Origin of the sequence: Nonomuraea sp. NPDC050478 (genome assembly GCF_044458265.1) — a bacterium.
GTDB classification, from domain to species: Bacteria; Actinomycetota; Actinomycetes; order Streptosporangiales; family Streptosporangiaceae; genus Nonomuraea; species Nonomuraea ferruginea.
The window spans coordinates 152,415-176,137 of record NZ_JBITHT010000012.1 but is presented as its reverse complement, the minus strand read 5'-3'; the positions used below and the strand labels follow the sequence as shown (position 1 = coordinate 176,137).

33 protein-coding genes are annotated in these 23,723 nt (G+C 68.7%); 16 read left to right on the top strand and 17 right to left on the bottom strand.

All coding sequences use genetic code 11. The features are described from left to right. Positions 1–127 precede the first annotated feature (127 nt). Positions 128–541: a GNAT family N-acetyltransferase gene (locus ACIBF7_RS42535; RefSeq protein ID WP_271275168.1), complete on the bottom strand. Its 414-nt coding sequence runs from the start codon at positions 539–541 to the stop codon at positions 128–130. Between the two features lie 535 nt (positions 542–1,076). Then, complete coding sequence (locus tag ACIBF7_RS42530) at positions 1,077–1,745, bottom strand: hypothetical protein (RefSeq protein ID WP_271275169.1); 669 nt, start codon at positions 1,743–1,745, stop codon at positions 1,077–1,079. A gap of 222 nt (positions 1,746–1,967) precedes the next feature. Between ACIBF7_RS42530 and ACIBF7_RS42525 the strand changes: the two genes are divergently transcribed. Next, a complete protein-coding gene (locus tag ACIBF7_RS42525) occupies positions 1,968–2,714 on the top strand; it encodes a GNAT family N-acetyltransferase (RefSeq protein WP_397199648.1) in 747 nt (248 codons plus the stop codon). Between the two features lie 182 nt (positions 2,715–2,896). On the opposite strand, the gene ACIBF7_RS42520 is transcribed toward ACIBF7_RS42525, so the two are convergent. Beyond that, the gene (locus ACIBF7_RS42520) at positions 2,897–3,235 is read right to left on the bottom strand and encodes a hypothetical protein (protein ID WP_364232922.1); all 339 of its coding nucleotides are present in this window, start codon (positions 3,233–3,235) and stop codon (positions 2,897–2,899) included. 156 nt (positions 3,236–3,391) lie between these two features. Between ACIBF7_RS42520 and ACIBF7_RS42515 the strand changes: the two genes are divergently transcribed. Then, complete coding sequence (locus tag ACIBF7_RS42515) at positions 3,392–3,775, top strand: hypothetical protein (RefSeq protein WP_271275172.1); 384 nt, start codon at positions 3,392–3,394, stop codon at positions 3,773–3,775. Between the two features lie 318 nt (positions 3,776–4,093). On the opposite strand, the gene ACIBF7_RS42510 is transcribed toward ACIBF7_RS42515, so the two are convergent. Both ACIBF7_RS42510 and ACIBF7_RS42505 read right to left on the bottom strand, forming a co-directional pair. Then, positions 4,094–4,339, bottom strand: a complete 246-nt coding sequence (locus ACIBF7_RS42510) for a cell division protein SepF (RefSeq protein WP_271275173.1) — start codon at positions 4,337–4,339, stop codon at positions 4,094–4,096. Positions 4,340–4,562: 223 nt separating this feature from the next. Beyond that, positions 4,563–5,036, bottom strand: a complete 474-nt coding sequence (locus ACIBF7_RS42505; RefSeq protein ID WP_271275174.1) for a hypothetical protein — start codon at positions 5,034–5,036, stop codon at positions 4,563–4,565. A gap of 261 nt (positions 5,037–5,297) precedes the next feature. Here ACIBF7_RS42505 and ACIBF7_RS42500 point away from each other — a divergent pair, with 261 nt between their 5' ends. Together ACIBF7_RS42500 and ACIBF7_RS42495 are read left to right on the top strand one after the other, a co-directional pair. Then, a complete protein-coding gene (locus ACIBF7_RS42500; protein ID WP_364232925.1) occupies positions 5,298–5,723 on the top strand; it encodes an HIT family protein in 426 nt (141 codons plus the stop codon). A 160-nt stretch (positions 5,724–5,883) separates the two neighbouring features. Then, the gene (locus ACIBF7_RS42495; RefSeq protein ID WP_364232927.1) at positions 5,884–6,558 is read left to right on the top strand and encodes a hypothetical protein; all 675 of its coding nucleotides are present in this window, start codon (positions 5,884–5,886) and stop codon (positions 6,556–6,558) included. 8 nt (positions 6,559–6,566) lie between these two features. On the opposite strand, the gene ACIBF7_RS42490 is transcribed toward ACIBF7_RS42495, so the two are convergent. Both ACIBF7_RS42490 and ACIBF7_RS42485 read right to left on the bottom strand, forming a co-directional pair. Then, on the bottom strand, positions 6,567–6,860 hold the full coding sequence (locus tag ACIBF7_RS42490) for a DUF6204 family protein (protein ID WP_271275177.1): 294 nt from the start codon (positions 6,858–6,860) through the stop codon (positions 6,567–6,569). Next, the gene (locus ACIBF7_RS42485) at positions 6,848–7,033 is read right to left on the bottom strand and encodes a hypothetical protein (RefSeq protein ID WP_271275178.1); all 186 of its coding nucleotides are present in this window, start codon (positions 7,031–7,033) and stop codon (positions 6,848–6,850) included. The genes ACIBF7_RS42490 and ACIBF7_RS42485 overlap by 13 nt, the downstream gene beginning before the upstream one ends. 226 nt (positions 7,034–7,259) lie before the next feature. On the opposite strand from ACIBF7_RS42485, the gene ACIBF7_RS42480 reads away from it, so the two are divergent. Continuing rightward, a complete protein-coding gene (locus ACIBF7_RS42480) occupies positions 7,260–7,460 on the top strand; it encodes an SHOCT domain-containing protein (protein WP_397199647.1) in 201 nt (66 codons plus the stop codon). Between the two features lie 19 nt (positions 7,461–7,479). Here ACIBF7_RS42480 and ACIBF7_RS42475 read toward each other — a convergent pair whose 3' ends face one another. Continuing rightward, positions 7,480–8,157 (bottom strand): helix-turn-helix domain-containing protein, encoded by a 678-nt coding sequence (locus tag ACIBF7_RS42475; RefSeq protein WP_271275179.1) that lies wholly within the window; start codon positions 8,155–8,157, stop codon positions 7,480–7,482. 134 nt (positions 8,158–8,291) lie between these two features. On the opposite strand from ACIBF7_RS42475, the gene ACIBF7_RS42470 reads away from it, so the two are divergent. Then, positions 8,292–9,131 carry a class I SAM-dependent methyltransferase gene (locus ACIBF7_RS42470; protein ID WP_271275180.1) on the top strand — a complete coding sequence of 280 codons (840 nt, stop codon included), beginning with the start codon at positions 8,292–8,294 and terminating at the stop codon, positions 9,129–9,131. Positions 9,132–9,138: 7 nt separating this feature from the next. Here the strand turns inward: ACIBF7_RS42470 and ACIBF7_RS42465 are convergent, their stop codons facing one another. Then, complete coding sequence (locus tag ACIBF7_RS42465) at positions 9,139–9,804, bottom strand: response regulator transcription factor (protein WP_271275181.1); 666 nt, start codon at positions 9,802–9,804, stop codon at positions 9,139–9,141. Continuing rightward, the gene (locus ACIBF7_RS42460) at positions 9,801–10,673 is read right to left on the bottom strand and encodes a sensor histidine kinase (RefSeq protein WP_271275182.1); all 873 of its coding nucleotides are present in this window, start codon (positions 10,671–10,673) and stop codon (positions 9,801–9,803) included. Before ACIBF7_RS42460 ends, ACIBF7_RS42465 begins: the two co-directional genes overlap by 4 nt. A gap of 470 nt (positions 10,674–11,143) precedes the next feature. Here ACIBF7_RS42460 and ACIBF7_RS42455 point away from each other — a divergent pair, with 470 nt between their 5' ends. Beyond that, on the top strand, positions 11,144–11,818 hold the full coding sequence (locus ACIBF7_RS42455; RefSeq protein WP_364232935.1) for a hypothetical protein: 675 nt from the start codon (positions 11,144–11,146) through the stop codon (positions 11,816–11,818). A 131-nt stretch (positions 11,819–11,949) separates the two neighbouring features. Further along, complete coding sequence (locus tag ACIBF7_RS42450; protein WP_364232938.1) at positions 11,950–12,414, top strand: hypothetical protein; 465 nt, start codon at positions 11,950–11,952, stop codon at positions 12,412–12,414. A gap of 26 nt (positions 12,415–12,440) precedes the next feature. On the opposite strand, the gene ACIBF7_RS42445 is transcribed toward ACIBF7_RS42450, so the two are convergent. After that, complete coding sequence (locus ACIBF7_RS42445; RefSeq protein ID WP_364232941.1) at positions 12,441–13,058, bottom strand: hypothetical protein; 618 nt, start codon at positions 13,056–13,058, stop codon at positions 12,441–12,443. 59 nt (positions 13,059–13,117) lie between these two features. On the opposite strand from ACIBF7_RS42445, the gene ACIBF7_RS42440 reads away from it, so the two are divergent. Then, on the top strand, positions 13,118–13,345 hold the full coding sequence (locus ACIBF7_RS42440; protein ID WP_148036611.1) for a hypothetical protein: 228 nt from the start codon (positions 13,118–13,120) through the stop codon (positions 13,343–13,345). A 65-nt stretch (positions 13,346–13,410) separates the two neighbouring features. Here ACIBF7_RS42440 and ACIBF7_RS42435 read toward each other — a convergent pair whose 3' ends face one another. From ACIBF7_RS42435 to ACIBF7_RS42425, 3 genes are all read right to left on the bottom strand, one after another. After that, positions 13,411–14,115: a trans-aconitate 2-methyltransferase gene (locus tag ACIBF7_RS42435; protein WP_271275186.1), complete on the bottom strand. Its 705-nt coding sequence runs from the start codon at positions 14,113–14,115 to the stop codon at positions 13,411–13,413. An 86-nt stretch (positions 14,116–14,201) separates the two neighbouring features. Further along, positions 14,202–14,639: a VOC family protein gene (locus ACIBF7_RS42430; RefSeq protein WP_271275187.1), complete on the bottom strand. Its 438-nt coding sequence runs from the start codon at positions 14,637–14,639 to the stop codon at positions 14,202–14,204. A 25-nt stretch (positions 14,640–14,664) separates the two neighbouring features. After that, positions 14,665–15,501, bottom strand: coding sequence for an inositol monophosphatase family protein (locus ACIBF7_RS42425; protein ID WP_271275188.1), 837 nt, complete (start codon positions 15,499–15,501; stop codon positions 14,665–14,667). Between the two features lie 100 nt (positions 15,502–15,601). Between ACIBF7_RS42425 and ACIBF7_RS42420 the strand changes: the two genes are divergently transcribed. From ACIBF7_RS42420 to ACIBF7_RS42390, 7 genes are all read left to right on the top strand, one after another. Further along, entirely contained in the window at positions 15,602–17,167 is a 1,566-nt protein-coding gene (locus ACIBF7_RS42420; protein WP_397199646.1) for a BCCT family transporter, read from the top strand. 162 nt (positions 17,168–17,329) lie between these two features. Then, positions 17,330–18,028 (top strand): helix-turn-helix domain-containing protein, encoded by a 699-nt coding sequence (locus tag ACIBF7_RS42415; RefSeq protein ID WP_148036616.1) that lies wholly within the window; start codon positions 17,330–17,332, stop codon positions 18,026–18,028. A 55-nt stretch (positions 18,029–18,083) separates the two neighbouring features. Next, entirely contained in the window at positions 18,084–18,629 is a 546-nt protein-coding gene (locus ACIBF7_RS42410; protein WP_397199645.1) for a dihydrofolate reductase family protein, read from the top strand. Positions 18,630–18,708: 79 nt separating this feature from the next. After that, entirely contained in the window at positions 18,709–19,089 is a 381-nt protein-coding gene (locus tag ACIBF7_RS42405; protein ID WP_397199644.1) for a hypothetical protein, read from the top strand. After that, complete coding sequence (locus ACIBF7_RS42400; RefSeq protein WP_397199643.1) at positions 19,047–19,658, top strand: hypothetical protein; 612 nt, start codon at positions 19,047–19,049, stop codon at positions 19,656–19,658. The genes ACIBF7_RS42405 and ACIBF7_RS42400 overlap by 43 nt, the downstream gene beginning before the upstream one ends. Before the next feature lie 29 nt (positions 19,659–19,687). Next, on the top strand, positions 19,688–19,864 hold the full coding sequence (locus ACIBF7_RS42395; RefSeq protein ID WP_271275191.1) for a hypothetical protein: 177 nt from the start codon (positions 19,688–19,690) through the stop codon (positions 19,862–19,864). Positions 19,865–19,934: 70 nt separating this feature from the next. Then, entirely contained in the window at positions 19,935–20,939 is a 1,005-nt protein-coding gene (locus tag ACIBF7_RS42390) for a 1-aminocyclopropane-1-carboxylate deaminase (protein WP_397199642.1), read from the top strand. A gap of 1 nt (position 20,940) precedes the next feature. Here ACIBF7_RS42390 and ACIBF7_RS42385 read toward each other — a convergent pair whose 3' ends face one another. The 3 genes from ACIBF7_RS42385 to ACIBF7_RS42375 all read right to left on the bottom strand — a co-directional run bounded on the left by ACIBF7_RS42385 (position 20,941) and on the right by ACIBF7_RS42375 (position 23,690). Further along, on the bottom strand, positions 20,941–21,768 hold the full coding sequence (locus ACIBF7_RS42385; RefSeq protein ID WP_364232948.1) for an aminoglycoside phosphotransferase family protein: 828 nt from the start codon (positions 21,766–21,768) through the stop codon (positions 20,941–20,943). A gap of 108 nt (positions 21,769–21,876) precedes the next feature. Then, on the bottom strand, positions 21,877–22,647 hold the full coding sequence (locus ACIBF7_RS42380) for an alpha/beta hydrolase (RefSeq protein WP_364232951.1): 771 nt from the start codon (positions 22,645–22,647) through the stop codon (positions 21,877–21,879). A 74-nt stretch (positions 22,648–22,721) separates the two neighbouring features. Further along, on the bottom strand, positions 22,722–23,690 hold the full coding sequence (locus tag ACIBF7_RS42375) for a sigma-70 family RNA polymerase sigma factor (RefSeq protein ID WP_364232953.1): 969 nt from the start codon (positions 23,688–23,690) through the stop codon (positions 22,722–22,724). Between the last annotated feature and the right edge of the window lie 33 nt (positions 23,691–23,723).

Below are 23,723 nucleotides of genomic sequence, written 5' to 3'. Positions count from 1 at the left end.
CCAGCCACGCCCGTAGTCCGACCGGCGGGTCTCCGACCAGCCGACCTAACCCAACCCCACCGATGAAAGGGACATCAACTCGCAGAACGCACTCTCACAGCGCGCCGCTGGCCCACGACGCTAATGATCAAAGTTGCATGAGCCCGGCAGCAGTTGGCCGGAACCCGCATCGCGCATAGAACTCTTCGAGGTGTGGCTCATAGTCGACGTGCAACCAGCTGGCGCCACGTGAGCGTGCCTCCTGAGCGGCACGCTGCACTAATAGCACGCCCACCCCCTGTCGACGAACTCGGGGGTGCACCGTGGTGTCGAGGATGAAGGCATGGATACCACCATCGGTGGCCACGTTGACGAAGCCCACCAGCGCCCCCTCACGGTATGCGGCCACCCAGCAGAGACTGTGGGCCAGCATCCCCGAGAACGAAGCAGGACGATGATCAGGCCACGACGCGTCGAACAACTCGTTCAGCTCCACGTCCCCAAGCGCCGGCCGCACCTCCAACCTGATCTGGTTCTCCGGGGCCTGCTCCCTCATCACCATGCTGAGCAGGGTGCCATAGATGCCCTCGGCAGGGGCACTCCGGCACCGGGATGATCAGAAGGCAGAGTGCGCGTGCGGCGGCGAAAACCCCAGTCCAGGGACTGATCGCCGTGCAATTAGCGTGCAATTAGACAGGGCAACGAGGAGTCAACCACGGTCACTCGCGACCCGGTTTCCGCCCAGCTCAGGGCCCTCACGTGCGGTGGTCCGTGCAGTTCCCAAGCTGACAGGGCGGGTTCGATTCCCGTCACCCGCTCTCATCGTGAAAGCCCAGGTCGACCGAGGGATTCGGGACCCGGGCTTTGATCTTGCCTCGGTCTGGTCGATCTTTGTGGGCTATGAACAGCCATTAGCTCTTGATCACCCCTCTCGGGAGTAGCGGCCCGCCTCGCCCTCGTCGCCGTCTTCGTCTCGGGTGCCGAGTTGCCGATCGATGGAAGACACGCGCATTACGCCAGAACACCAGGTCACGGGCTGATCGTCGTGCATTACCCTGCCATTTGGGCAGTTTCGCAGCCTGAGCGCGGTGCTGAAACTAGCCCTTGTCCTGCGTCTCAGCGGTGAACGGGAACGCATCGTTGATCAGCAGTTCCGTTACCTTGAGCAGGCGGCGATGGTAGTCAAAGGCATCGTGGAATGGAGAGGGATGGCCCAGGTGACGCAGATGCCAGCAGATTTTACGCCGGCACCTGAGGAGAGTAGCCCTGTGTGCTGAGTCGGCCATGCCCTTGTTGCGGAGGTAGGTCGATACGCAGTTGGCAAGGGTAGCGTTCAACTCGACGAGGTTGTCCCTCTCTGAGATCGCTACGTCAGGGAATGGGACGAGTCCATGCTGGGCCCATAGGACGCCGACCTCTCGGAACATCACCCGATGCCCTTCTGGTCCGGGCCATCTCCATCCATGCAGGTATCGCACCTCCGGTGCCAAGGGACTACGGCGATGCTTTCGCTTTTCGAGGCGGCGGCGGTCGGCGAAGGCGTCGATCTCCGCGAGCCAGGCGTTCCGGCTGAGTTCCAGCATGTCCAGCGCCCGGATCAGGGCCAACTCATCGCGTCGAAGGTTGCCTGCCGTGGTCAGGTAGGACCAGGTCGCGTTGAAGCCGATTGGGTGGTAGCAGCCGGCTGCGGCCCTCAGCGCGCGGAAGCGCCTCCCGAATGGAAGGTCGCGGTCGCGAACGCGCCTGGCGTATGTCCCGAAGCCCACAGCGAGATCATCCCTTACCCGGGGCCTTGGCATGCTTCCACTTCGGGTGGGATCGAGGGCAGGCGGGATGATCTCAGATGGGCGGGATGCGCGCGTCACGTGAGCAACATCAGGTCGCGGGTTGATCGCCGGGCCATTAGCGGGCCATCAAGAGGGGTGAGGAGGGGGCAACCCCGGTCGCTCAGGACCGACTCGTCGCCCAGCTCGGTGCCTCATCGGGCCATGATCGATGCGGTTCCCAAGCTGACAGCGCGGGTTCGATTCCCGTCACCCGCTCTCATCGTGGCAGCCCAGGTCGACCGAGGAATTCGGGAGCTGGGCTTCGATTCTTCCAGGGCTGTTGATCTTTGTGTGCCACTGCGTGCCATTGGGCCCATCGACAAAACGATCAACTGTGCGGTTCGCTCAGGAGGAGGGGCCCGGGTCGGCAGGAACCGGGGCGATAACATCACGATCATGGTGGGCTGGGAGATTCGGTCGGCTTCGGTGGCGGACGTCGAGATGGTGGCCGAGTTGCGGGCCGTGGTGCTGAGGCCGGATCTCGAGCGGCTCGGGCGGTACGACGAACAACGTGTACGACAGCGGTTGCGGGATGGGTTCACCCCAGCGCACACCTGGATGATCGAGGTGGATGGCGCGTCGGCCGGCTGTGTGGCGCTGCGGCCGGCCAAGGACACTTACTGGCTGGAGCACTTCTACCTGGACCCGGATTCGCAGGGCAGGGGCATCGGCACTGCCGTTCTGAGCAGGCTGTTGGAGTGGTGCGACCGCGAAGGCGCCGTGGTTCGGTTGAACGTGCTGCAGGGCAGTTCGGCCCGCCAGTTGTACGAGCGACACGGGTTCACGGCCGAGACCGAGGACGAGGTGGACGTCTTCATGGTGCGCCACCCTTCTTCGCCTGGCGATCAACCGGCGGAAACCAGGCCGGGCGGATCAGACTCACGCCCTCGGCTCTGTTTCACACCGTGACAGGTACGGCTTCTCGCGTGCACATGAAGGAGCTCTTCTTCGGCAGCGTTGCGCTCCCAGTCGACACAGCGCGGGTTCGATTCCCGTCGCCCGCTCTCAACGCGAAAAGCCAGATGGGTTCCCGACCTGGCTTTCGATCAAGCCCCTCAACAGTTGCTACCGCCCGCTCGGATCAATCGGATCTACATCAGCACCACCCGGTCAGCGTCGACATCGAACCCGAGATCCGGATGGTCGGGAGATCCCTCCGCACTCATCAACACGGACTTCCCGAGACGCCGTCCGAGCAGGCAGAAGAAATCCACGAGGACGTCCAGCCGCTCCTGCCCCTGCAACTCTCTGAGATCGACGTCGAAGTCGATCGACTCGGTTCGGTACATGCGGAAGATGACCAGCATGTCGAGGGCCAGACAGACTCTCAGCTCAGGCACTCCGTCGGCATAGGCAGCCACGGCCACGTCAGCAGCCGAAGTGAGCTCCATCGGCTCGCCACCCACCGAATCCCACGGCAGGTCAGGCACAGCACTCATCATCCCTCCAGAACGCGCCTTCGGTGAGGGACCCCGGGTCCGGGATGATCGCTGCATGGCCCTGCCCCGCTTCTCCTTCGGGCAGGTCGACGGCAGACGGGGTGATCAGGCGGGCGGTGAGCGCGCGTCGCGCGGCAGGATGGGCCCATGCCGCCCCCCAACGAGGACGAGGCGATGCTCAGGGGAGCCTGGAGACTCCTGCGGGACGCTCTGGGACATCTGGCCTGGTCTGCCCCCGATCAGATCGCCTGGCTCGGATCCGTGATGCACCCTGATGAACTGGCCCTGGATTACGATCACGCGTACCGGGTGTCGTGGATGCCCAGGGAAGCCGGGTGGATCAGAGACGAACTGTCACGACTTCTCGCCGAGATCGATCGGCTCACCGCCGAGCTGACAGAGGAAGGCCCGGCGCCATGGAGCGCCGAGGGGCTGCAAAGCCATCCCACATGGCAGCGCCTGAGAGTTCTGGCCTGCCAGGCTCTGGCACTTATGCCCCCGACCCCCTGGGATGGCGATCCGGACTCCTGATCGCTGGGCCATGAGCGAGCCATTAAGGGGTACCCGCGGCCACTCAGGACCGGCTTTCCGCCCAGTTCAGCGCCTTGGGGCGTCCTGTCAGGCCCTTCGTTCTTTCAGTAGACGCGCCGTCCTCCGCCAGCCGGCACGGCTGCGAACCTGATCGGCTCGTTCAAGATGGGGAAGGTCCTGTTGGTCACCGACCGGCCGTCGATGACCAATACGCTTCCGAGGGCCGGATCCTCAGGCTTCCACGTCCACTGTGCGCCCGATCTCGGTTTCGGCGCCGCCGCACCGAGTCCCTCGCCGTTCTGGGACCACGCCGCCTGCCTACTCTCCCTCTTCATCAGAGGACCGCGCGATCATTCCGTAAGGCGCCAGCAGAAAGACCTTGGGGGAAAGACGTTCCATGTCCCCGCGCCTGCCGAACACCAGGCCGGCGGCGAAGTCCACGAACTGCTTGGCCTCGCTGTCGGGCAGCTTGGTGAGGTCCATCACGACAGGAGTGCCGGTGCGGAAGAAGTGGCCCACCTGGATTGCCTCGTTGTAGTCCCGAGGACACAGCGTCTTGATCACGGAACATGCCTCCACCCCACGACAACATCAAGCCACCTATACAGCTACAGCACCGGACCGCACCACCCTCACCATCGCCTGATCACCGCACAGGGTCGAGGGCGATCGACGGCCTGGGCCTCGTGCCACAGCCCACCGGGCACCGTCGTGACGCGGGAGCGGCCTCCCGCGGCCGCTACGTGCCCGTCAGGAGAGCGACCAAGCGCCCGCGCGAGCCACGTACTCATACCTTCCGCACGATGACGCCCGCTGTACGGACGAAGCTTTCCACCGCCGCACGGACTTCCGGAGTCAAGGCCTTCACCGCATCCGTAGATTCGGCCTTGTTCATGCTCCCGGCCAACTCCATGGCACGGTTCGCGAGTCGTCTGATCTCGGCATCCTCTGTGATCAGCTCTACCTGATACAGAGCCGTCCACCCCGCCGCGCGTGCGCGCAAGACCTCGTCCTCCGCCGTACGAAAGGCTTCGCTGTTCTTGTCCTTGGCTCGCTCAGCCCAGGCCCTCCGTTGAGCTCTCCGGAAGTCCAGAACCATACGCGCGAAGTCGCTGTAGATCTTGATCTGCTCACCCCGAAGCCGCTCGGTTCGAGCGAACCGCTCCGATCTTTCGATGGAACGCCGCTGGAGCAGGTAAGTCATCAAAGAACCCAAGAGGGTCCCAGTGACCGCGATGATAGATGTGACGATCGCCGACATCCCCCGAGTGGACCATGAAGTGCTTTCGCTTGCGAAGTGCGGTCGGTCACTCTTGTCTCAGGTAGGGGCGCTCCAGATGATCACCGCGCCGGACATGAGCTACGGCCGAGGGCTGAGATCATCCCGCCCGCCATCGACCGGGACAAGCCGAGCAAGCCAGGGTCACGGGTTACGCGTCGCCGGAGTGCCGGCCGGATACCGACTTGCCTCACAGCGATACTTCATGATCGGTATATGGCCGCGACTAAGAGGACATCTGATATGACCGCGAACGCCTGTGTCTTCTGCAGAATCGTCGCAGGAGACGAACCCTCACAGACAATCCATGAAGACGATCACGCCATTGCGTTTCTCGACATCGCCCAGGTCACCAAAGGCCATAGCCTGGTCGTACCGAGAAAACATCACACGGACCTTTCAGAGATATCACCCGATGAGGCAGCGCAGGTCATGCGAACCGCCGTTCATGTCTCTCGCCGGCTAACTCAGGCTCTTGGCGCACCTGGCATCAACCTCTGGCACGCCAGCGGCGAAACCGCCTGGCAGAGCGTCTTCCATTTCCACATCCACGTGGTTCCCCGCTACACGCTCACCGACCTCGCTCCCCCTTGGACGGAGACCGAATCGCCGCTCGAGTCGCTTGCAGGCTTGGCAGAGGAGATTCGCAGCTGGTGCGATCTTCCATAGGAGTTCGCACAGCGGGTCCACGCACTCCGCCACCAGCGTGCATGTACGACATGACTTTCGTCAGGGTTGTTGATCGACGATCGACAGAGTGATCGCCCGGCCCGTCTCTGACAGGCTCGCCCCCGTGAAAACGCTCTTTCCCGGACGGTGGATCGGCGGTGTGACACTCGTCTTGGGGCCGGTGGTCATGTGCGCCGGATATCTGCTGCGTTACCTGAGCACAGTCACCGCCCTCACCCCTCAGCAGCAGGGGTGGGCCGAGGCGCAGCCGTTCGCCGCCTACGGTCAACTCCTCGCATACACCTCCGAACCCGCCCTTCTCACCCTCGCTTACGCGGTCTTCGCGCTGGGAGCGGTGCTGCTCTTCCCCGCCTTCGTCGCGCTGGCTCAGCGGGTCGGTGGCGGCCTCGCCTTCTGGGGCGCCGCCCTGCTGGTCGCCGGGCTTTTCTCCCGCCTGTACTTCGCCGGCGCCGACCAGACCGCCTTCCAGCTCACCGAGGTCATCGGGCTGGACCAGGCGACGAATGCGATCATGAAGGAGTACGTCGACATCTCCTACGGGCCGTGGCGGATCCCGGTCTGGGCCTCGGTCGGCCAGTACGCGGGCTCGCTCCTCTTGGCCGTCGCCGCCTGGCGCTCAGGCCTCTTCGGCACCGCCCGGGCCACGATGCTGCTGCTGGCAGGAGGCACCTGGATGGGCGTGCTGAAGGGCGCATCCATCCCCGACGTCCTGGTGACCGGCCTGCTCTGTGTGGCCCTGGTCCCGCTGGGCGCGCAGGTGCTACGGGACCGGCTGCCTGCCCCAACCGGGCGTTCGAAGATACTCAGCTGGTAGGACAGTGGTCATCGTGCGGGACGTCGGCGCATCTTGATGTCGCGCATGTCGGTCACCGCGACACGCAGGACGTCGTACGCCTGACTGTAGGCGTCGAGCGCCGCGAGGGCGCGCCGGGTGGCGTCGTGCTCGCCGTCGTCCGGCCCGGCCGGCACCTGGCAGCGGAAGGTGAACGCGGACAGGGTGCCGTCGTGGGTGAAGGCGCCCCGCTCGGTGAAGCCCACCTCGGACGCGGCGAGTACGGCGGCGCGGCCGGTCTCGTCGAGATCGCCGAACTTGCCGGAGACGATCACTCTGAACACTGTGGGTCCTTCCTGACGGCGTAGGTGAGGATGTGGCCGCCGAGCAGTTCCTCGGCCGCGTCGAGGATGCCGAGGACGGCCGCGGCGATGGTGTCGGGCTCCTTCCCGATGGCCGTGCGCCGGCCGATCTCCGTGTACACGAGTGAGTGCAGGGCGCCGATCTGCCAGGCCACCACGCGGGGCGGTGAGGGACGCGCCGGTCTCCTCGGCGAGTGGGGAAATTTTAAGCTGACTCTATATTTGGAGTCCACTGGATTTTTCTGCAGGGGTGCTGCCGACGGCCCTACCGATCAGCCTCGCCGTCGTGGCATGTTGAAAGGGAGGAACCTCCTGGGGGGAGGGTCGGGGGACATGATGTGGGATTACGGGGCCGGCTCCTGGTTGGTCGGGGGCATCACCATGATCTTGATCTGGGCGCTGATCATCACTGCGATTGTGGCGCTGGTCCGCTACATCGGCGGCTCCCGGAACACGGGGATGCCGTGGAACCGGCAGGGATCGCTGCGGCCCGAGGACGTGCTCGCCGAGCGGCTCGCCCGAGGAGAGGTCGACGTCGACGAGTACAAGCGTCGTCTGGAACTGCTGCAGGGGCGAAGATGAGTTCCACGCGACACCGGCGCTAGGCAGGACGGGGCACGGAGGCCCACTCGGGGAGGGTGAACCACCGGGGCACGGCGCGGCGTAGCGCCTCGGGACCCTGCACCTCGACCGCCTGGAGGCGCAGGGCGTCCGGCCAGCTCAGGTTGCCGCGCCAGACCTCGACCATGCTGCGCACATCGGCGGTCACCGTCACGGTCACGGCGTGGCCGGGGTCCGTGTCGCAGACGTCGACCTCGTCACTGGTGATCACGAGCCACCAGCGGCGACTGTTGGACGGCACGTCCGGGAACCGGAACTCGATGACCGTCCGCCCGTCCGGAACGGCGGTCCGGTCGACGTTGCGGTGCATGTCCCACAGCAGCAGCTTCGGGTCCAGGTCCTCGTCGCCCAGCTCTCCGATCCAGCGGATGCCCCAGGCGGCGAGTGCCTCGACCACGGGGCGCAGCTCGTGGCCGGCCTGGGTCAGGACGTATCGCACGTCGTTGTCCTTGACGTGCCTCTCCACGATGCCTGCCTGGGTGAGCTGGTGCAGCCGCCGGGACAGCAGCGTGGGGGACATGCGCGGCAGTCCGCGGCGCAGCTCGTTGAAACGCTCGGTCCCGCACACCAGCTCCCGGATGACGAGCAGGGTCCAGCGTTCGTCGAGCAGTTCGACGGCCTTGGCCACGGGACAGAACTGGTGGTAGGAGGAGCCCATGTCCCGGAGTCTAGATTCGGCCGCCACGAATGCCAGTGGCAGCCGGATGCCGGTACAGATCGTGTACTAGATAGCGCATCCGCCCCTCCTTACCGTCGATTCCAGTCCACCGATCACGACGAGGGAGCAGTGCGATGACCGTCCCGAGCGACCCGACAGAGGCCGACCGTGCCCTGAAGGCCAAGCACCGCGCCATGTGGGCGCAGGGCGACTACGCCGCGGTCGCCGCCGAGGTCATCCCCGACCTGGGCGCGATCCTGACCGAGGCCTGCGGGGTGGGGCCCGGGGACCGGGTGCTGGACGTGGCCGCCGGGTCCGGCAACGCCGCCATTCCCGCCGCGCTGGCCGGGGCGAGCGTGGTGGCCGGCGACCTGACCCCCGAACTGCTGGAGGCCGGACGGGCCCTGGCGGCGCGGCGCGGCGCGGAGGTCGAGTGGCGGCAGGCCGACGCGGAGGCCCTGCCGTTCGCGGACGGCGAGTTCGACACGGTCGTGTCCTGTGTCGGGGTCATGTTCGCTCCCCACCACCAGGCCAGTGCCGACGAGCTGGTCCGGGTCTGCCGCCCGGGAGGCACGATCGGCCTGCTCAACTGGACGCCGGAGGGGTTCATCGGCCAGATGTTCGCGACGATGAAACCGTTCGTGGCCCCGCCTCCGCCCGGCGCGCAACCCCCTCCGCTGTGGGGCGACGAGGACCACGTCCGTGCGCTGCTCGGGGACGCGGTCACCGAGGTCGTCGCGCGCCGGCAGCTGGTCACGGTCGACCGGTTCGCTCACCCCGGCGCGTTCCTCGACTACTTCAAGGCCAACTACGGCCCGACCATCGCCGCCTACCGGGGGATGGCCGGGGACCCCGAACGGGTCGCCGCCCTGGACCACGCTCTCACCGAGCTGGCCCGCGACCATCTGCGAGGTGAGGAGAAAGCGGTGATGGAATGGGAGTATCTCCTCCTCACAGCACGCAAGCGCGCCTGACGTCGCCTCACCACTCGCGCGCCGCGCGCCGGGGCAGCACCACGCCGACCTCGTACGCGAGCACCACCGCCTGCACGCGGTCCCGCACGCCGAGTTTGGCGAAGATGCGGTTGATGTGCGTCTTCACGGTCGCCTCGCCGAGATGCAGCTCACCGGAGATCTCCCGGTTGGAGAGTCCCCGAGCCAGCAACCGCAGCACCTCGGCCTCCCGGGCGGTCAGGTCGGTCAGGCCAGGAGCGCTGACCGGTGGCGCCAAGGAGGTGTAGTGGTCGATCAGACGGCGGGTGATCTCGGGTGAGAGCAGCGTGTCTCCACGGACGACGGCGTGCAGCGCGCCCGCCAGCTCCTTCGGCGGAGTGGTCTTGAGCAGGAAACCGCAGGCGCCTGCGCGTAACGACCGGTAGACGTACTCGTCGAGGTCGAACGTGGTCAGCATGACGACGCGGCGGTCGGGGCGGTCCGCGAGGATCCGCTCCGTCGCGGCCACGCCGTCGAGCCTCGGCATGTGGATGTCCATCAGCACGACGTCCGGCTCGTGCCGGGCAGTCAGTCTCAGCGCCTCCTCGCCGTCCGCGGCCTCCGCGACCACCTCGATGCCGGGCTGGGTGCCGAGGATCATCCGCAGGCCGGTGCGTACGAGCACCTCGTCGTCCGCGATGAGGACGCGCGTCACACCGACGCTCCCGTACGCGACGGCGTGGAGCTTCCGCTCAAGGGCAGCTCCACCCGCACCTCGAACCCGCCGCCCTTCCCCGGACCGGTGGTGGCCGTGCCTCCGAAGAGCTCGACACGCTCGCTGATCCCCGTCACCCCGAGACCACTGCCGTCGCTCCGGCGGACGATCCGGGGGCCGTCGTCGACGACGTGGATCCTGAGATCGGTGTGTCCGACCTCGATCGCGACGGAGACCGCGGCCCCCGGGGCGTGTTTGACCACGTTGGTGAGGGCCTCCTGCAGCACCCGGTAGCCGCTGACGTCGACGGCCGCGGGAACCCTGCCGAGGTCGCCGTCGGCGGTGACGTCGACCCGCACGCCGGCGGCCCGGACTCCGCTCAGGAGCGGATCGAGGTGCCGTAACGAGGGCAGCCGCTCCAGACTCCCCTCAGCCCGGAGGACGACGAGCAGGCGGCGCAACTCGGTGACGACGTCACGACCGACGTCCTGCACCGCGTCCAGTGACTCATGGGCCTGCCGGACGTCGGAGTCGAGCACGGCCTGGGCGGCTCCGGCCTGCAGCACCATCACGGCGACGCCGTGCGAGACGATGTCGTGCAGCTCGCGGGCCACCCGGAGCCGCTCGTCGGTGCGGGCGGCGGCCTCCCGTTCGGCGGCGAGCGCGACCAGGCGTTCGGCCTCGGCACGCCGCATGCGTACGGCGTAGGCCGGTCCCATGACGGCGAGCGCGACGAAGACGATGAAGGCCCAGTCGGGGTCGTCCGCGATCGTGGTCTCGATCCCGGCCGCGAGGAAGTAGGAGACGGCGGCGATCACCGGCCCGTGGCGGCCGCCCACCGCGACGCACGCGAAGCAGACGACGACCAACGCCGCGAGCGGCGTGACCGGCGATTCGGGGAAGGAGCGGCGTGAGGCTCTGCGCGACGAAGCAGGCCCCGGCCAGGACCACCGCGGCCCGTGGGTAGGTGCCGCAGGCGGCGACCGCGAGGCAGTAGCCGGCGAGCAGCACGGTCAGCACGGCCATCCAGCCGCCGGACAACTCGGTGGGGCTGGGACCGTCGCCCTCGACGTACGGGGCGAGCGGCACGTAGAGCTCGGCCAGGCCGAACCCGAACAGCGCCAGACCCGCGGCGACAGTCACGAGGTCACGCCGCCCCAAGCCCCGGAGCCATCCCATGGCCGGGAGCGTATGTGAACCGCCCGCCGCCTGGCATCAACCCACGGGTTGATCGGCGTCCCGCGGAATCAACCCGTGGTTCAACGTCCCGGCCGACGACCTGGGCGGTACGGCGCTCCTAGCCTCTGCGTCGTCGGCCGGATCATGACAGGAGATGTCGATGGATGACCAGACCACCAGACCGTACGGCTCGCGTTTCGCGGCGGTCGCGATGGCGGGCGGCGGTGTTCTCTACAGCGCGGCCGGCGCCTTCTACTGGGCGATGTTCCCGGACGAGGTGTCCGAGACCGCGGCGAACGCGGACGTGGCCGCTTCCGCCCTCGGCGCCTGGCGGGTGGAGACGCTCCTCTTCGCGCTGGCGCACCTGCTGCTCCTGCCCGCGATGGCGGGTCTGATCGTGGCGGTCGGCCGCCGTAAGCGCCTGGTCGCCACCGTCGGCGGGGCCTTCGTCGTTCCCGCTCTCTACTTCTCGGCGGTCCACCTGTGGTACTACAACGCCTTCTTCGGGGCCCTCGCCGGAGGGGGAGTGACGGCGGACGCGGCCCGGCCGGTGGTCGACGCCCTTGACAACGACCCGCTGGTGGTGGCGTCGTTCCTGGTCTGGATCCTGGGCTGGCTGATCGGGCTCCTGATCCTGGCCTTCGGCGCGTGGCGAGCACGCCTCGTGTCCCTGTGGGTGCCGCTCGTCCTCACCGCCGGCATGGTGCTCGAGGCCGTCTCCAGCGGCCTGGCGCCCAAACTCGTGGTGAGCGCGCTGATGGCCGCCGGGCTGGTCGGGCTGGCGCGGGGCCTTCGCCCGAGCCGCGTGGAGAGCGTGTCGGTGGCCGGGCGGTAGCCGCCCCGCTCAACCGGCCATGCCCACGAGCACCGCCGCGGTGCCCATGGTCCGGTGATCCCCAGCACGCGCGCCCGCCACGTCCCCACGGCCAGCACGATCCAGCCGAAGAAGATCGCGAAGGACGGGGCGTGGAACACGTGGAAGGCGCCGTAGGAGGCGGCGACGGCCTGCTGAGCCGTCCGCAGGCCCTGGAAGTCGACGAGCTGGAAGGCGAGATGGTCGACCCCGGCGTGGAAGGTCCAGGCGAACAGGCCGAGCAGGACCAGCACGCCGCCCCACAACGCCCATCGCGGCTGCGTCACCCACACCCGCCGGACCAGGGCGATGACCGCGGGCCACAGCAGGACGTTCCCGGCGACGAAGGCGCTGTACGACAGGTTGATCCGGCCCGGGCTCGTGGCGAAGGCGGCGAGCTGCGCGGGGAAGAAGCCGTCCGCGTCCACGCGGAGGAGGACGCCGACGAGCATCAGAAGCGGCCCGAGGAGAAGCCCTGCCGCCTCGACCCAGCGACCGGGGAATGCGGTTGTCATGCCGTCGATCCAAGCGGTGGCGCCCTCGTCGCACATTGGCGGAAGGGCGAGCCTTCCGGGTAGCCCCGGCACTACCCCGGCTCCCCGCGTCAACGGGTGAGGCGGTCGTTGACCAGGCGCCGTCGTTCCGGAGACAGACCGCGAGCCGTCATGGCCCGCTCCAGGAGGTCGGGGTCGAAGCCCCGCCGCGCCATGTGGTCGATGAGGGGTTCGTACCGGTCGGCCCGGTCGCGCAGGAGCTCGGTGGCCAGCCGCAGTTCCAGGCGCACCACGGGAACGCGATGCGAGCCACAGTCGACCAATACGTAGTGCTGCCACGGGCCGCTGCCGATGCACTCCATCACGTCGGAGTCGGTCTCATGCTCGACCGTGCTGATCTCCACCTGGACCCCGTCGACCTCGTACCTGGTGAAGTACTGCGAGGCTCCCGGGAGCCAGGATGCCGCGTACAGGCAGGGAAAGGACGACAGAGCGGCGGCGAACGTGTCCACGTCCTCCCGCCGAGCCACCAGGAGATCGACATCCCCGGCGGGAAGCCGGACACCTTGCAGCAGAGCGGCACTCGTGCCGCCCACGCGGTATGTCGGGCCGGCTCCCAGGGCGGTCAGAGCCGTCTCCAGCGCCGCCGTCACGTCCTCCAGCCGCAGAGACGCCCCACCTGTGCTCATGACGGCCAGCGTATCGAGCACCGGGAAGATCTTGATCATTTTGGACGATTTCAGTCCCGGGTGGCGAGCATTCTCACGGGCGGCACATACTGGAGGGGATGAAGCCAGCCAGCGGTGCGTCCCATCGCCACCTGCCCACAAGTCCCTTCAAGCCCCGGCCTCCCGCCCCGCCTGTCGAGCGGTTCAGCGTGGACGACCGAGTGACCCACGATCGGTACGGTCTCGGCGTCGTCATCGCCGTGGAAGACGAGATCGCCGTGTTCGTCGATTTCGGATCGCGCCAGGAGCGGATCACTACACCGTTCAACAAGCTGTACAAGCTCTGAGGCCCGCCCGACGGAGGAGAAGCTGCCGGACCTGAGCCCGGCAGCCATGTCGTGTCCCGCCCGACTCAGGCGAGCCGCCAGGCGAGGAGCCCCTCAGGCGCGTCCGCTTGCGCGAAACCCGCCGTGACCAGCTCTTCCTGGATCACCTCCCGCCCAGGACGGTAGGCGTTGCCGACGATCTCCTCCTCGCTGAGCACCTTGTCGCCCTCGGTGACCCGGTAGAGGTAACGGGCCTTGCAGGCTTCCCCGCTGGACTCGATGATCTCCGACAGGACCGTGTAGGTGTGCCGGCCCACCTGGCGTGACTCCAGCTCCCGGAGGGGAGACGGGGCCGGAGGGCCGCCGTCGCGCCAGGTGAAGATCAGCAGGCCACCCGGCTCCAGATGTGCCGCCAGCACCGGCCAGAGGCGCCGGCGATAGTCCGGTTCCAGGGCGTACATCACTCTGATCATCACCATGGCCTCGACCGGCTCGTCCAGGTCCAGGCTCAGCGCGTCACAGGAGAGCACGGTCACGCGTTCCAGCAGTTCCGCGCGCGCGTTCAGCCGTGACAGCAGCATCCCGCGCATGCCTGCCGAGGGCTCCAGGGCGAAGATCTCGGCCGGTGTCGAGTCGGCCAGCGACGTGGTGATCAGGCCGGTTCCCGCACCGATCTCCAGGATGCTCCGCCGTACGCCTGAGAGAAGCGAAGGCAGTTTCCGGCGGATCTCGACCCCGTGCTCGTTCTCGTGGAACAGGTCATAGAAGGGAAGGGAGACGAAGTCGGTCATGGCGGGCCACGCTACTCCCGTACGAGATTCCTGACAGGCGGGAAGTCCTCTTCGCCTCTCACGGGCGGAGGCACGACGAGAGCGCGTCACACCAGGCAGAACTCGTTTCCCTCAGGGTCGGCCATCACCACGTGATCCGGTCTTTCCCGCAGGTCGTCCTGGCGGATCACCGTCGCGCCCGCGGCGGTCAACCGCTCGACCGCCTCGACCACACGCGGCCACCGCACCTCCCAGGGCGTGCCGCGGCCTCCGCCGACCTGTACGTCGAGGTGAAGCCGGTTCTTGACCACCTTCGACTCCGGCACCTGCAGGAAGGACAAGTCAGGACCTACCCCGTCGGGATCGGACAGATAGGCGCCCTCATCCCACTCCTCCTCCGGGACGTCGTGATGCGCGAACCACTCCTCCCAGCTGTCGAAGCCCGCCGGGGGCGGCTTCTCGACATATCCCAAGGCAAGGGCCCAGAACCTCGCCAGCTTCGCCGGCTGCGCGCAGTCAATCGTCAGACTCCATCTGGTCGCCAAAGGACTCTCCTCTTTGCAGCCACGCTCAGACTTCAGGATGATCGCCCAGTGAGAAGGCCCGCGTATGGGCAGTGAACTGGGTGGCGATCAGTTCCAGCAAGGCGGCGTGTGTCTCTTCGTCGGCGGCCGCGACCAGGCCGCCGGCGCCGGTGTGGGGCGGCCGGCCGTGCAGGTCGGTCACCACGCATCCGGCGGCCCGGCACAGCGCGATCCCGGCGGCGAAGTGGACGCTGTCCTGGAGATGGCCGTCGGTGACGTACGCGGCTCGCCGGCCGGCGGCGACCCAGGCCACGGCGAGGGTCGTGGAGACGACGCGGGGGCGGAACCGCTCGGCGAACGCGGGCTCGGCGAGCAGCCGCACAGCCCGGAAGGCCGGGTCATTGGGGAACGGCGGGTCGAGGTTGACGTCGACCAGGCGCGTGTCGGGCGACGGTGTGAGCCGCTCGTCCGCGCCGTCGTGGCGGAGGTACGCGTGAGCGCCGTCCGTCCAGAAGACTTCGCCGGCGAACGGATCGGACGAGGCCGCCACCGTGATGTCCGGGCCCACCCGCAGGGCGACGTTCACCGCCACCAGCATGTTCCGCGCGGCGTAGTTCAGCGTGCCGCACAGGGGGTCGACCAGCCACATGCGCTCCGCGGCTCCTGAACCCGTGCGGCCGCTTTCCTCACCGGTGACGGAATCGTCCGGCCGAGCCGTACGGATGACGTCCAGGATGGCCTGCTCCGCTTCGAGGTCGGCGGAGGTGGCGAAGTCGCCCCCGGATTTCGGGAAGCGCGCCAGCGGCGCGCCGTATCGGGCCGCCACGACGGCCGCTCCCGCCTGCGCCGCCTTGACGGCCACTTCCTCGTCTGTGATCAGCACGCGTGCAGGATAGGCGGGGTCTCCGGGCGGGGGTGGAGCGGGGTTAGGGGTATTGACGGAGGGGATTACTGGTCTCACCGAGAGTAGTGATCCTGGAGGTATGATGCGCCGGCAGAGGCCCGATCTCCCGCTGCTGGCCGTCGCCGTCGGGTTGCTGCTGGCGGTGGTCCTGTGGGGGGCGGTCTTCACCGAGTCCCTCACCGTGGCCGGGGACGCCGCGCTCGGCTGGGTGGTGGGCAACTTCGGCTGGTTGTTCGTGGTGGCCGCCGACTTCTTCCTGATCCTGGCAGTGGTGCTCGCGCTCAGCCGGTACGGGCGGATCCGGCTCGGCAAGGATGACGACGTCCCGGAGTTCAGCAACCTGGCCTGGACGGCGATGATGTTCAGCTCCGGGATGGGCATCGGGCTGATGTTCTACGGCGTCGGCGAGCCGATCACGCACATGCTCAGCCCGCCGCCCGGCCTGGGCATCGAGGCGGGCTCGCCCCTGGCCGCGCGGACGGCGATGGAGTACTCCCTGTTCCACTGGGCCCTGCACCCGTGGGCCATCTACGCCGTCACCGGCATGGCGCTGGCCTACTCCACCTTCCGCATGGGACGGGGCAACCGGTTCAGCGAGGCGTTCACCCCGCTGTTCGGCGGACGGTCCAGGCCGATGGTGGGGCGGGCGCTGGATCTGCTGGCGATCCTGGCCACGGCCTTCGGCACCGCGACCAGCCTGGGCCTGGGGGCGCTCCAGGTGGAGTACGGCCTGAACGAGCTGCTCGGGATCAGCGGGCGGCGGCTGGAGGTGGCCGTCATCGTCGTGCTGACGGGCGCGTTCGTCCTCTCGGCGTTCACCGGGGTGCACCGCGGCGTGCGCGTGCTCAGCACGGTCAACGTCTACCTGGTGGCCGTGCTGGCGGTGTTCATCTTCCTGTTCGGCCCGACCGTGGCGATACTCAACCTGATCCCCGCCTCGCTCGGCGGCTACCTGAACGACCTGCTCGCGCTGTCGTCCCGTACGGGCGTGTTCGTCGACAAGGCCTGGCTCGGCACCTGGACTCTCTTCTACTGGGCGTGGTGGATGTCCTGGGCGCCGTTCGTGGGCGCCTTCATCGCCCGGATCTCCCGGGGCCGCACCATCCGCGAGTTCGTCATCGGCGTGCTGCTCGTCCCGTCCGGCGCCAGCCTGCTGTGGTTCTCGATCAGCGGCGGCAGCGCCGTCTGGATGCAACTGTCGGGTACGGCGGACTTCACGGCGGAGATCGCGCAAGGCGCCGAGGCGGCGTTGTTCGCCCTCCTCGACCAGCTGCCGCTCGCCCTGCTCTCCACCGTGCTCGTGGTGGTGCTGGTCGGGCTCTACTTCGTGACCAGCGCGGACTCGGCCGCTCTGGTGCTCGGGTCGCTCTCCGCCCGGGGCTCGCTCGATCCCTCCCGGCTCCTGGTGGTGATGTGGGGCGTGCTGGTCGGGGTGGTCGCGCTGGCGCTGCTGCTGGCCGGCGGCCTGACGGCGCTGCAGCAGGCGACGATCGTGGTCGCGCTGCCGTTCATGATCGTCATGCTCCTGCTCTGCCTGGCGCTGGTGAAGGAGCTGCGCGAGGACCCCGGCGCGGGGCCGCTGCCGCGCCGGGCCCCGCGCGGCCTGCCGGGCGCGTTCCGCCGGGTCGGCGGCGAGGACGAGTGAACGGGTCAGTCCTGGTGAAGCCGGAGCAGCCGGCGCGCTGGGGTGGAACGTGAAGCCCCGCACACCGTACTCCTCGACCAGGCGGCGACCACGGTGTGGGGCTGTGCGGGATCCGTGACGTCGTACTGTGGAAGCGGCTGCCCAGGGAGGAGGTCGACGCGGATGGGTCTGGAGGTCGAGAGCCGGCCGTCCGATTCGCCGTACATCGAGCGGGTGTGGCGCAGCAGCAGCGGCGACGGGCTCGAACGGATGACGTCGGTGGCCACGGCCCATGGGGAGCTGGTCCTCTGGGAGGAACGCGGCCGGGTCAGCGTCTCGGTCCGGGGGCCGGAGACGCGGGCGAGCCGGGCTCCGGTGCCCGAGGACGCCACGTTCTTCGGGATCGTCTTCTCCGCCGGCACGTTGATGCCGCACCTGCCCTTCCACCGGCTCGTCGACCTCGACGTGGAGATCCCCGAGGTGACGCGCAGGTCGTTCTGGCTGAAGGGGTCCGCCTGGCATCTTCCCGGTTACGACAACGCGGAGTCGTTCGTACGGCGGATGGTCCGTGAGGGCGTGCTGGAGCGCGACCCGATCGTCGCCGAGGTGCTCCGCGGCGCGTCGCCGGACCTGTCCGAGCGCACGATCCAGCGGCGGTTCGTGGCGGCCACCGGGCTCACCCGCGGCGCCATCCGGCAGATCGACCGGGCCAGGCGGGCGGCCGTCCTCATCCAGGAGGAGGTGCCGATCCCCGACGTGATCGACCGGCTCGGATACTTCGACCAGCCGCACCTGGCGCGGTCGCTCTCGCGCTACATAGGGCGGACCGCCACGCGGCTGAGCGACCCGTCGGAGCCGCTGTCGCTTCTGTACAAGACCTGAGCGTCCCTTCGCGCCTAGTCTCCACTGTCGATCCGAACGACAGAGGAGCAGAGTCATGGCGAAGATCATTTCCAACTTCTTCATCTCGCTGGACGGCGTGGTGGAGTCGCCGGACCAGTGGCACTTCCCGTACTGGAACGACGAGATGGGCGCCGTGGTCCAGGCGGGCCTGCAGAGCCAGGCGGCGATGCTGATGGGCCGCAAGCTGTACGAGGAGTCGTCGGCCTACTGGACCACGACCGACCAGGACCAGGAGATCGCCGCGCTTTTCAACGCCGCCCCCAAGTACGTCGTGTCGAGCACCCTGGAGAAGGCCGACTGGAACAACACCACGGTCATCGGCGGTGACGTCGCGGCCGGGCTTCGCGACCTCAAGGAGCGGCTCGACGGCGACATCCAGATGTCCGGCTCCGCGACGACCGTGCGGTGGCTTCTCGCGAACGGGCTGCTCGACGAGCTGAAGCTGCTCGTCCACCCGATCGTCGTCGGACGCGGCCAGCGGCTGTTCGAGGACACCCCGACCCACCCGCTCAAGCTGGTCGAGTCCCAGACGTTCCAGACCGGGGTTCTCAACCTGACCTACGTCCCGGACACCGACTGACGTCGTCGCCGTTTCTGTCGCCCAGGTGCTCTAGTCTCCAGCCATTGATCAAGCCCGGCGAGTCTGGAGAAGCACGGACGTGAAGGCCGGCCAGACGAAGGTCACCGCCTTCCCCACCGCGGCGGCGAAGAAGATCGGCGAGAAGACCCGCAAGGGCTACGCGCCCGCCGTGCGCGGGGTGCGGCAGCGCCGGGCCGTGACCCGCCGCGTCATCACCAGCACCCGCTCGACCGCCCGGCAGGCGCCGGTCCTGTGGCGCTTCGACAGCGGCGCGCCCGCGTTCGGCATCTTCGTGGACGGCGAGCGCTGCTGGGTCGGCAACCAGCGCGGCGACGTCTGCACCGTCACCCACTCCGGCACCGTGACCGGGCGCTTCCGGCTGCCCGACGGCGTCAAGTGCATCGTGGCCGACGACTTATGGATCTACGCCGGGTCGACGACGGCCGCGTGTACGACCTGAGCGGCAAGGTGCCCAGGTCCGCGTACGAGATCGCCGCCGATGTGGACATCTACTGGCTGGACATCCACGACGGCGTGCTCGGCGTCTCCGACCGGGCGGGGCGGATCACCACGATCGACTACGAGGACGAGTTCCAGTGGGCGCGGACCGGCGCGGGCGACTCGGCCTGGATGGTCCGGTGCGACGAGGACGCCGTCTACCACGGCCACTCGAACGGCGTCGCCCGCTACGACGCCGCCGACGGGACGCTCGTATGGGAGAACAAGGTGGCCGACGACGTGCTGTTCGGCTGGCAGGAAGCGCACTCGGTCTACGCCGGCACGGCCCGCCGCACCGTGCACGAGGTGGTCCTGGAGACCTCCGGCGGGGGCGACGGCGTGGTGGTGGAGTGCGTCAGGGACGGCGAGCGGCTCCGGGTCCGCGTGGTCAGCCCCGGCTACGAGTCGTGGAACGTACAGTTCCCGAAGGACATCCGCGAAGCGGGCGTCCGCTACCTGGTCGACGGCGTGCGCTCGGCCGGCCGCGGCGGTTTCTACCGCGCGTACGGCGAGATCAGGCGCCTGCACTGACCCGATCCGCCCCCCGAAAGGACGAGACAGTGACTGAACCAGGACAGGACCGGTACCGATCCGTCGCCATGATCGGCCTGGTGAGTTCGGTGAGCTTGAGTTGCCTGGTGGGCTGGGCGGAGCTGCCCGCCGTCATCGTCGTCTTCCTGGCCGTTCCCGGGCTCCTGTGCGTGGTCTACCTGCTCTGGGCCATCCTGCGGGAGTGAGACCGCTCTTGACAGTTGGCCGAATGATGCATGCAATATATTGCACATCGCCAACCCGAGGAGCTGCGGCGTGTCCATCGACGACTTCGAGCGCTACCCCCTGACCTTCGGCCCCAGCCCCGTCCACGCCCTGGAGCGGCTCAGCGACCACCTGGGCGGGGCGCGGATCTGGGCCAAGCGCGAAGACTGCAACAGCGGCCTGGCCTTCGGCGGCAACAAGACCCGCAAGCTGGAGTACCTGATCCCCGACGCGCTCCGGCAGGGCGCCGACACGCTGGTGACCATCGGCGGCGTGCAGTCCAACCACACCAGGCAGGTCGCGGCGGTGGCGGCCAAGCTCGGGCTGAAGGCCGTCCTCGTACAGGAGAGCTGGGTCGACTGGCCCGACGCGGTCAACGACAAGGTGGGCAACATCCTGCTGTCGAGGATCATGGGCGCGCAGGTCCGGCTCGTCGAGGCCGACTTCGGCATCGGCTACAAGGACAGCTGGACCGACGCCATCGAAGGCGTCCGATCCTCGGGCGGCACACCGTACGCCATCCCGGCGGGCGCCTCCGACCACCCGCTCGGCGGGCTCGGCTTCGCCAACTGGGCGTACGAGGTGCGTCAGCAGGAGCGCGAGCTGGGCGTCTTCTTCGACACCATCGTGGTGTGCAGCGTGACCGGCAGCACCCAGGCCGGGATGATCGCCGGTTTCGCCGGTCAGGACCGCCCGCGCCGCGTCCTGGGCATCGACGCCTCCGCCAAGCCCGCCGAGACGCGGGCCCAGGTGGAGAAGATCGCCCGCGCCACCGCCGAGCTGATCGGCCTGGGCCGCGACCTGCGCGACGACGAGATCACGCTGCTGCAGGGATGGGCGGGCGACCTCTACGGCGTTCCCGTACGGTCCACGACCGACGCCATCCGGCTCACCGGGAGCCTGGAAGGGGTGATCCTCGACCCCGTCTACGAGGGCAAGTCCATGGCCGGGCTCATCGACCTCGTACGGAACGGCGACATCCCCAAGGACGGCAACGTCCTGTTCGCCCACCTCGGCGGCCAGCCCGCACTCAACGCCTACAGCGGGGCCTTCTGACTCACGCGAGCGCCGCGCGGATCTGTCCGAGCCACTCCGTGCCCAGCCGGCGTCCGTCGGGGAGCTGGTCGCCCCGATCCCAGCGCCAGGTGGTGATCATCGCCAGCATGAGGATCCGGCACTCGCGCAGCAAGTCCTGGTCGACACCCGGGTAGTGCTCGCCGACCTCTTCGGGCGCGTGGGCGAGGTCGAACTCGACAGGTCCGCGGCAGCACGTCTCGAGGTCGACGAACAGCAGGCCCTTCCTCGTGGTGAGCACGTTGCCCGGGTGCGGCTCGCCGTGCAGCAGCTGCTCGGCGCCGCCGCGTTCGCCGATCGCCCGTTTCAGGCTGCTCAGCGTGCCGGCGAGCAGCTCCCGGTCGGCGTCGGCGAGCGCCGGAGTACGGTCGCGGCTCGCCACGAGCCGCTGAGCCTGCTCGACCCGGTCCGTGAAGTGCGGCGCCGGGACGTCGAGCTTGCGCATGCCGGCATGCAGCCGCCCGAGCGCGTCGGCGTAGTCGGCCGGTGGGATCTCCCGGCGTGACACGGGTTCGTGGTAGGTCCACAGCGTGACCATCAAACCGTCACGCTCATGGACGCGTGGCTCCACCCGGGGGTCGAGCGCGGCCACCGGGCACCCTGCCTCGACGAGCCGTTGCGCGAGCTCGACCTCGAACCGCGCGACCGGCTGCGCCACGGGCGCCACCCGGGCCACGACGTCACAGGGCAGCAGACGCAGGGTGAGCGCGTTCGAGTCGTGCAGAACGATCGCGTCGTCCGCCGTCAGGCCGAGTGACGAGGCGACCGACGTGGCCGCGGCCACCGCACGCGTGGCATCTGCTGTCTGCATCGTCGCGAGCCATCCTCCCCAAGCGGTGCAACCCGGGCACCCTACCAACGGCCCCCGACGCGGAAAAAGCGGTTTAGCGGCTGCCCAGGGTGGCGTCGGTAGGGGAGATCAGCTGGGGCTTGCCGGTGACCTTCGGAGAGGCATCCAGGTGGGCAGGGGGCCGGTGGTCAGGAAGTCCTCGACCACTCTGGTGCACCAGTCGGGCTTCTCCTGGAGGAGGGTGTGGGACGTGCCGGGGACGACGGTCAGATAGCCGTCGGGCAGGCTCCGGTACAGCTCCACGGTGTGCTCCAGCGTCACGATGTCGTCGTCGGCGGCCATGACCAGCGCCGGACAGGTCACGGCACCGAGATCAGCCGGCTTCAGCCCGCGTTCCTCGGCCACCGCCCGCACGATCTTGGCCACCACCACCGGGAGATGGTCGGCGCCGTCAGGGGACACCTCCGCGTACGCCGCCACCAGGGGCGGAGGCAGCGGCCCCTCACCGGAGGGCCGCACGATCATGCCCTCCATGTCGAAGGCGCCACTGATCAGGACAAGCCGGTCGACGAGGTCGGGGCGGCGCACGGCCACCCACAGCGCCACGGTCGCACCGGCGCTGTAGCCGACGAGCCGCACCGGCCCGCCGACGACCTCGTCCAGGAACGCGATGGTGTCCTGCGCCATCAACTCGACCGTGATCGGCCCCGGCACGTCGGCCGTGTGACCGTGGCCGCGGCGTTCGGGCAGCAGCACCCGGAAACGGCCGGCCAGCGCGCCGAGGTTGCCGTGGAAGTCCCTGCTGTCGGAGAAACCGCCGTGCAGCAGCACCAGCGGCTCCCCTTCGCCGCGCTCGTCGTACCAGGTGCGCACGCCGTTCACAGCCACATAGCCCGCCATCGGGTCGTCCCTTCGTCGCCGCCCCGGTGACCGTCACCGGGGTACACAGGTCATACGGCGCGGAGGGCGGAAACTCATCGCTCCAGCACACCGGGCAGGCCGAAGAGCGGGAACAGCCGGTCGGCGTCGAGGTGGGTCGTCACCTCCGTGATCAGCCCGCCGGACAGTGTGAGGGTCACGAGCGCGAACCGCTCAAGCCTGCCGTCAGGTCCCGGCAGATACTGGGCGAACGCGGGCGAGCCGTTGGCCGCGGTCGGCACGAGGCGTGCGCCCGCGCAGGGGTGCCCGGCGGCGAGCAGCGTCCGGCGGATCTCCGCCCGCCCGCGCAGCCACCACCGGAACGGCGGCATCGACATGACGACGTCCTCGTGCAGCAACGCCACCATGGCCTCGACGTCGTACCGCTCGAAGGCGTCGCAGTAACGGGCGAGGAGCCGCCGCTGCGCCTGGTCGAGCGGAGGGTGGGGCTCGTCGGGGCTCACGGAGGCGGCCCGCAGCTTCGACCGGGCGCGTTGCAGCGCGCTGGTGACGGACGCGACGGAGGTGTCGAGCAGCCGGGCGACCTCGTCAGCTCTGCAGCACAGCACGTCGCGCAGGATCAGCACCGCCCGCTGCCGGGGCGGCAGTTGCTGCAGCGCGGCGACGAACGCCAGCCGGATCGTGTCACGCCGCGCGGCCAGCTCCGCCGGATCGCCGCCGGCCGGCAGCACGCGGGCGTCGGGGACCGGCTCGACGAACGCGCTGTGGGGGAGCGGCTCACCGAGGTCGGGACCGGCCTGCGCGGACGGGCCGAGGTCGATCGCCCGGGCCCGGCGCCGCGCGCCCCGCAGCAGGTCGAGACAGACGTTGGTGGCGATGGCGTAGAGCCACGACCGCATCGGCGCACGGCTCTCGTCGAACCGGTCGAGACTCCGCCAGGCGCGCACCAGGGTCTCCTGCACCGCGTCCTCCGCCTCGAACGGCGACCCGAGCATCCGGTAGCAGTAACCCGTCAGGGCGACCCGGTGCTGCTCCAGCAGATCCGATGCTTCTGGCTCACCCATGCCCGCGAGGCTACCGCCGCCCTCCGACAACTC